General features: G+C 67.3%; 7 protein-coding genes. 4 read left to right on the plus strand and 3 right to left on the minus strand.

The window, feature by feature from the left end:
- The 3 genes from G3N99_RS25995 to G3N99_RS26005 form a co-directional block, all read left to right on the plus strand.
- Positions 1 to 1,048: M24B family metallopeptidase (locus G3N99_RS25995; protein ID WP_206123819.1), on the plus strand; the 1,048-nt coding region annotated here is incomplete at its 5' end.
- A 55-nt stretch (positions 1,049 to 1,103) separates the two neighbouring features.
- Positions 1,104 to 1,655 (plus strand): cysteine hydrolase family protein, encoded by a 552-nt coding sequence (locus G3N99_RS26000; protein WP_206123820.1) that lies wholly within the window; start codon positions 1,104 to 1,106, stop codon positions 1,653 to 1,655.
- Positions 1,652 to 2,275 carry an HAD-IA family hydrolase gene (locus G3N99_RS26005; protein WP_174939708.1) on the plus strand — a complete coding sequence of 208 codons (624 nt, stop codon included), beginning with the start codon at positions 1,652 to 1,654 and terminating at the stop codon, positions 2,273 to 2,275. Before G3N99_RS26000 ends, G3N99_RS26005 begins: the two co-directional genes overlap by 4 nt.
- A 136-nt stretch (positions 2,276 to 2,411) precedes the next feature.
- On the opposite strand, the gene ettA is transcribed toward G3N99_RS26005, so the two are convergent.
- The 3 genes from ettA to gcvA form a co-directional block, all read right to left on the minus strand.
- Positions 2,412 to 4,079 (minus strand): energy-dependent translational throttle protein EttA, encoded by a 1,668-nt coding sequence (gene ettA, locus G3N99_RS26010; protein WP_027788485.1) that lies wholly within the window; start codon positions 4,077 to 4,079, stop codon positions 2,412 to 2,414.
- Between the two features lie 204 nt (positions 4,080 to 4,283).
- Complete coding sequence (locus G3N99_RS26015; protein WP_041492731.1) at positions 4,284 to 4,592, minus strand: DUF3761 domain-containing protein; 309 nt, start codon at positions 4,590 to 4,592, stop codon at positions 4,284 to 4,286.
- Between the two features lie 85 nt (positions 4,593 to 4,677).
- Positions 4,678 to 5,595 carry a transcriptional regulator GcvA gene (gcvA, locus tag G3N99_RS26020; RefSeq protein ID WP_206123821.1) on the minus strand — a complete coding sequence of 306 codons (918 nt, stop codon included), beginning with the start codon at positions 5,593 to 5,595 and terminating at the stop codon, positions 4,678 to 4,680.
- 193 nt (positions 5,596 to 5,788) lie between these two features.
- Between gcvA and G3N99_RS26025 the strand changes: the two genes are divergently transcribed.
- Positions 5,789 to 6,164: MFS transporter (locus G3N99_RS26025; RefSeq protein WP_206123822.1), on the plus strand; the 376-nt coding region annotated here is incomplete at its 3' end.

The following is a 6,164-nucleotide window of genomic DNA, read 5'->3' on the forward strand; positions in this document are numbered from 1 at the left end:
TGACGTTCGCGCCTACGACGCCGCGCGCGCCGCGCTTGCGGCGCTGCCCGACGGCGCGACGCTGCTGATCGATCCGCGCCGCGTGACGTTCGGCACGCTCGAGGCCGTGCCGGCCGGCGTGAAGCTCGTCGAGGCCGTGAATCCGTCGACGTTCGCGAAGTCGCGCAAGACGTCCGCCGAGATCGAGCACGTGCGTGTGACGATGGAACACGACGGCGCAGCACTCGCGGAATTCTTCACGTGGTTCGAGCAGGCCGTGAACCGCGAGACGATCACCGAGCTGACGATCGAGGAAAAACTCACGGCCGCACGTGCGCGGCGCCCCGGCTACGTGTCGGCGAGCTTCGCGACGATCGCGGGTTTCAACGCGAACGGGGCGATGCCGCATTACCACGCGACGCCGGAGTCGCACGCGACGATCGCCGGCGACGGCCTGCTGTTGATCGATTCGGGCGGCCAGTACGTGACGGGCACGACCGACATCACGCGCGTCGTGCCGGTCGGCACCGTCAGCGACCTGCAGCGGCGCGATTTCACGATCGTGCTGAAGTCGATGATGGCGCTGTCGCGCGCCCGCTTCCCGCGCGGCATCCGCTCGCCGATGCTCGACGCGATCGCGCGCGCACCGATGTGGGCGGCCGGGCTCGACTACGGCCACGGTACGGGGCACGGCGTCGGCTACTTCCTGAACGTGCACGAAGGCCCGCAGGTGATCTCGCACTACGCGCCGGCCGAGCCGTACACGGCGATGGAAGAGGGCATGATCACATCGATCGAGCCGGGCGTGTACCGTCCCGGCCAATGGGGCATCCGGATCGAGAACCTGGTCGTGAATCGCGCGGCCGGGAAGACGGAATTCGGCGATTTCCTCGCATTCGAGACGCTGACGCTGTGCCCGATCGACACGCGCTGCGTGCTGATCGAAATGCTGCACGACGAAGAACGCGCGTGGCTGAACGCGTATCACGCGACGGTGCGCGAGCGTGTCGGCCGGCACCTGAGCGGCGATGCCAAGGCGTGGCTCGACGCGCGCACCCAGCCGATCTGACGCAACAAGCGATAACGGCCGGACAACGGCCGAACGACACAACCGAGGGCAAACAATGGCCGACACTGCAGTGATCGTGGTCGACATGCAGCGCGGGCTGGTGGAGCGGGCGCAGCCCGCTTACCGGCTCGATGACGTGGTATCGGGCATCAACCGGCTGACGGCGGCGGCGCGCGCGGCGAACGCGCCCGTGTGCTTCGTGCAGCACGACGGCGATGCGGACGACGACATCGTGCCCGGCACGCCGGGCTGGGAGCTGCATGCGGGGCTGGTCGTCGGGAACGACGACTGGCGCGTGCGCAAGCAGATGAGCGACTCGTTTCACGACACGCCGCTCGCGGCGCAGCTCGACCGCCACGGCATCCGTTCGGTGCTGATCTGCGGCTATGCGACCGAGTTCTGCGTCGATTCGGCCGCGCGCCGCGCGGCGCTGCTCGGCTATCGGACGACGGTCGTGTCCGATCTGCACACGACGAACGAGCGTACGCACCTGTCGGCCGCGCAGATCGTCGCGCACCATCACTTCGTATGGCAAAACAATACGCTGTCGGGCAACCCGGTGACGCCGCGTCCGCTCGCGGACGTTCTTTCGACGGAGTTCGCATGACGATCAAGGCCGTGGTGTTCGATTTTGGCGGCGTGCTGATCGACTGGAGTCCCGAGTACCTTTACCGGGAACTGATTCCTGATGACACGGAGCGTCGCTGGTTTCTCACTCACGTGTGCGCGATGGACTGGGTGATTCGCCAGGACGGCGGGCAGACGATCGAGGAAGGCACGGCCGAGCTCGTCGCGAAGTTCCCGGAGCACGAGGCACTGATCCGTGCGTTCTACGTGCGGTGGCACGAGATGATCGGCGGCGTGCTCGACGAAGGCGCCGCGCTCGTTGACCGGCTCGACGCACAGGGGATGCCGCTGTTCGGGCTGACGAACTGGTCCGCGCAGACATTCCCGTATGCGTGGGACAACTTCCCGGTGCTGCGGCGTTTCAAGGAGATCGTCGTGTCGGGTCGCGTGAAGCTCGTGAAGCCCGATCCGGCGATCTACCGCGAGATGCATGCGCGGATCGAGCCGCACTTGCCGGGCATCGCGCCGCACGAACTCGTGTTCATCGACGACAACGCGAAAAATGCCGCGGCTGCGACGGCGCTCGGCTGGCACGGCATTCATCACACGAGTGCGGCGGCGACCGAGGCGCGGCTGCGCGAACTGGGCGCGCTCGCGTAAGCGGCAGGCGAGCAGCCAGTCATCGGATAAAAAAAGCGGGCCAGTGGCCCGCTTTTTTGTTGTGCCGCTTTTGAAGCGGCCACCCTCGGTCCCTGGCCCTGCGTTGCCGCAGTGCCGGGCACCGGGGTCGTGCCGGTCAGCGGCTGATCGGCTTGTAGCGCAGGCGCTTCGGCTTCGCGGCTTCCTCGCCGAGGCGTGCACGCTTGTCGGCTTCGTACTCCTGGTAGTTGCCGTCGAAGAACGTGACCTGCGAATCGCCTTCGAACGCGAGGATGTGCGTCGCGATCCGGTCGAGGAACCAGCGATCGTGCGAGATCACCATCACCGAGCCCGCGAATTCGAGCAGCGCGTCTTCCAGCGCGCGCAGCGTTTCGACGTCGAGGTCGTTCGACGGTTCGTCCAGCAGCAGCACGTTGCCGCCCGAGATCAGCGTCTTCGCGAGGTGCAGGCGGCCGCGTTCACCGCCGGACAGGTTGCCGACGATCTTCTGCTGGTCGCCGCCCTTGAAGTTGAAGCGGCCGATGTACGCGCGCGATGGCGTTTCGTACTTGCCCACCGTCAGCACGTCGGCGCCGCCCGAGATTTCCTCGAACACCGTCTTCGTACCGTCGAGCGCGTCGCGGCTCTGGTCGACGTACGCGAGCTTCACGGTCGGCCCCATCACGACTTCGCCCGAATCCGGCTGTTCCTTGCCCGTGAGCATCCGGAACAGCGTCGACTTGCCGGCGCCGTTCGGGCCGATGATGCCGACGATCGCGCCAGCCGGGATCTTCAGGTTCAGGTTGTCGATCAGCAGGCGGTCGCCGAACGCCTTGCTGACGTTCTTGAACTCGATCACTTCATTGCCGAGGCGGTCGCCGACCGGGATGAAGATTTCCTGCGTCTCGTTGCGCTTCTGGTATTCCTGGCTGTTCAGTTCCTCGAAGCGCGCGATACGGGCCTTCGACTTCGCCTGGCGGCCCTTCGGGTTCTGGCGCACCCACTCCAGTTCCTTCTTGATCGCCTTCTGGCGCGCCGATTCCGACGCTTCTTCCTGCTTCAGGCGCTCTTCCTTCTGGTCGAGCCAGCTGCTGTAGTTGCCCTTCCACGGAATGCCGTGGCCGCGGTCGAGTTCGAGAATCCACTCGGCCGCGTTGTCGAGGAAGTAGCGATCGTGGGTGACCGCGACGACGGTGCCCGGGAAGCGCACCAGGAACTGCTCGAGCCAGTCGACCGATTCCGCGTCGAGGTGGTTGGTCGGTTCGTCGAGCAGCAGCATGTCGGGCTTTTCGAGCAGCAGCTTGCACAGCGCGACGCGGCGCTTTTCACCGCCCGACAGGTGTTCGATCTTTGCATCCCACGACGGCAGGCGCAGTGCGTCGGCGGCCACTTCGAGCTGCTGCTCGGGGCTGCCGCCGTCGCTCGACGCGAGGATCGCCTCGTACTTCGCCTGCTCGGCTGCGAGCGCGTCGAAGTCGGCGTCCGGCTCCGCGTACGCCGCGTAGATTTCCTCGAGCTTCTTGTTGGCCTGGAACAGGTCGCCGAGGCCTTCCTCGACGGCTTCGCGTACCGTCTTCGTCGGGTCGAGCTGCGGTTCCTGCGGCAGGTAGCCGATGTTCAGGTTCGGCATCGGCGTCGCTTCGCCTTCGATGTCCTTGTCGACGCCCGCCATGATGCGGATCAGCGTCGATTTGCCCGAGCCGTTCAGGCCGAGCACGCCGATCTTCGCGCCGGGAAAGAACGACAGCGAGATGTCCTTCAGGATCTGGCGCTTGGGCGGCACGATCTTGCCGACCCGGTTCATCGTGAAAACGTATTGGGCCATTTCGGTGTGAAATTCAGAAGTGGTTGAGACTGCCGCGCAGCGCGCGGGCGTGGCGGCGTCGGGTGATTCGGTACGGAGCGTGCCGCGCGCGGCGCGGCGGCGTCGCCGCGTGTCGGCGGCGCGAGCGGCTATTGTACTTCGCCGCCGAGTGTCGCTGACAGCGGCGGGTGGCCGCTGCGGTCCGGATTGGCCATTCGGCCGAGGCTACAGCCACGCGGCGACGCCGCCGTGCCCCGAGCACGTGCCGCGCCGGTGACGGCTGAAGCTGTACGTGCCGTCGCGACAGCGCGCGCTCGCGCCTTCGGGCACGCGGCCCGATTTCGAATGCGCGGGGGCGTGCACGGTGTCGCCGTCGCGGTTGCGATACGTGTCGTGTCGGTCGAGATCGGCTTCGTTACTGTAGCCGGGCGGTGCGCGGTACGCGTGTGCCGGAAGGGGCAGCGCGGCGCACGCAACGAAGCATGCGGCGGACAGCGTCGCGATGCGCGTCGCGCGGCGGAGCAGGGCAGGCATGGTCTCTCTCGGTCTGTTGTTGTCGGTGCCGGGCCGCATGTTAGCCGATCGGCAGAGGAGCCGCGCCGCGCCGGGGGGCGTGGCGCTACGACGCGCCGGACATCGATGCCGCGCCGTCGGCCAGTGCGGCGTCGAGGATCCATCGGCGGAATGCCGCGACCTTGGGCCGTTCCGCGTGATGCGGCGGATAGACGAGGTAGTACGCGAAATCGTCGAGCCACGCGACCTCGGCGAGCTGCACGAGCCGGCCGCTTGCCAGTTCGCCGCGCACCATCGCGGCCGGCAGCAGTCCGGCGCCCTGGCCGGCGACGATCGCCTGCAGCAACAAGCCCGAATCGTCGAACGCGGGGCCGCGCGGCGGGCCGAAATCGTCGATCCGCTGCGCGCCGAACCAGATGTGCCAGCCCTTGCGTTCGGCGTCGTGCAGCTGCGGCCAGCCGACGAGATCGGCGGGCGTCGCCGGCATGCCGAGCCGCGCGACGAGGTCGGGTGACGCGAGCGCGACGATCTCCACCGTCAGCAGGCGCTCGCTGCACAGCCCGATGTAGCGCCCGAGGCCGTGACGAATCGCGACGTCGACGCCGTCGCGCGAGAAATCCGCGAGTGCGTGGCTCGTGACGACCTGCAGGTCGACGTCCGGGCAGGCCTCCCGGAACTGCGCGAGGCGCGGAACGAGCCACGCGGATGCGAAGAACGGCGTGACGCTCACCGTCAGCACGCCGCTGTCGGCGGCGCCCGACACGCGCTGCGACGCATCGGCGATCTGCCTGAATGCGTTGCGCACCGGCGGCAGGTAGTCGCGGCCGGCGGCCGTGAGCAGGATGCCGCGGTTGACGCGCTCGAACAGCTGCACGCCGAGATGCGTCTCGAGCGTGCGGATCATCTGGCTTACCGCGCCGGGCGTGACCGACAGCTCCTCGGCGGCCGCCTTCACCGACAGGTGACGGGCGGCCGCTTCGAAGGCGCGCAGCGCGTTGAGAGGCGGCAAGCGGGAACGATTCATTCAGTTTTTCTAAATCGAAAGTCCGTCGAAATATCGTTTGAGACGATGTGCACGCACGAGTACCGTTGACGCACCGGATCGCACGCTTCGCGACTGCCTGTCGGCGGCCGATGCGATCAACATAGTTCAACTATATCCATGAGGCAATCCGGACGCTGCCTGTCGGCCGGTGAAACCTGAGAGGAGCATCGTCATGAACCGCCCGGGCGCTTCGCGCCTTTTCTACGGCTGGTACGTGGTTGCGGCCGCGTTTGCCGTCACGTTCGTCGGTTTCGGCAGCGCATACACGTTCAGCGCGTTCGTCGAGTCGCTGCAGCGGGATTTCGCCGCATCGCGCGGGCAGATCTCGCTCGTGTTCTCGCTTGCCGGTTTTCTGTATTTCGGTTTCGGCATCATCAGCGGGCCGCTGGCCGACCGCTTCGGCTCGCGGCGGCTTGCCGTCGCCGGGATGCTGCTGACGGGCATCGGGCTCGCGGCTGCCGGCGCCGCGCATACGCTGGTGCAGGTCTATGTCGCGTACGGGCTCGGTGTCGGCCTCGGCGTCGGCTGCGCGTACGTGCCGGCCGTCG

The organism is Burkholderia sp. Ac-20392 (genome assembly GCF_017104585.1).
GTDB classification, from domain to species: Bacteria; Pseudomonadota; Gammaproteobacteria; order Burkholderiales; family Burkholderiaceae; genus Burkholderia; species Burkholderia lata.

Excerpts from the sequence above, each read along its gene's own strand:
- gcvA (WP_206123821.1), bottom strand. The coding sequence starts at position 5,595 with ATGAATCGTTCCCGCTTGCCGCCTCTCAACGCGCTGCGCGCCTTCGAA.
- G3N99_RS26000 (WP_206123820.1), top strand. The coding sequence starts at position 1,104 with ATGGCCGACACTGCAGTGATCGTGGTCGACATGCAGCGCGGGCTGGTG.
- ettA (WP_027788485.1), bottom strand. The coding sequence starts at position 4,079 with ATGGCCCAATACGTTTTCACGATGAACCGGGTCGGCAAGATCGTGCCG.
- G3N99_RS26015 (WP_041492731.1), bottom strand. The coding sequence starts at position 4,592 with ATGCCTGCCCTGCTCCGCCGCGCGACGCGCATCGCGACGCTGTCCGCC.
- G3N99_RS26005 (WP_174939708.1), top strand. The coding sequence starts at position 1,652 with ATGACGATCAAGGCCGTGGTGTTCGATTTTGGCGGCGTGCTGATCGAC.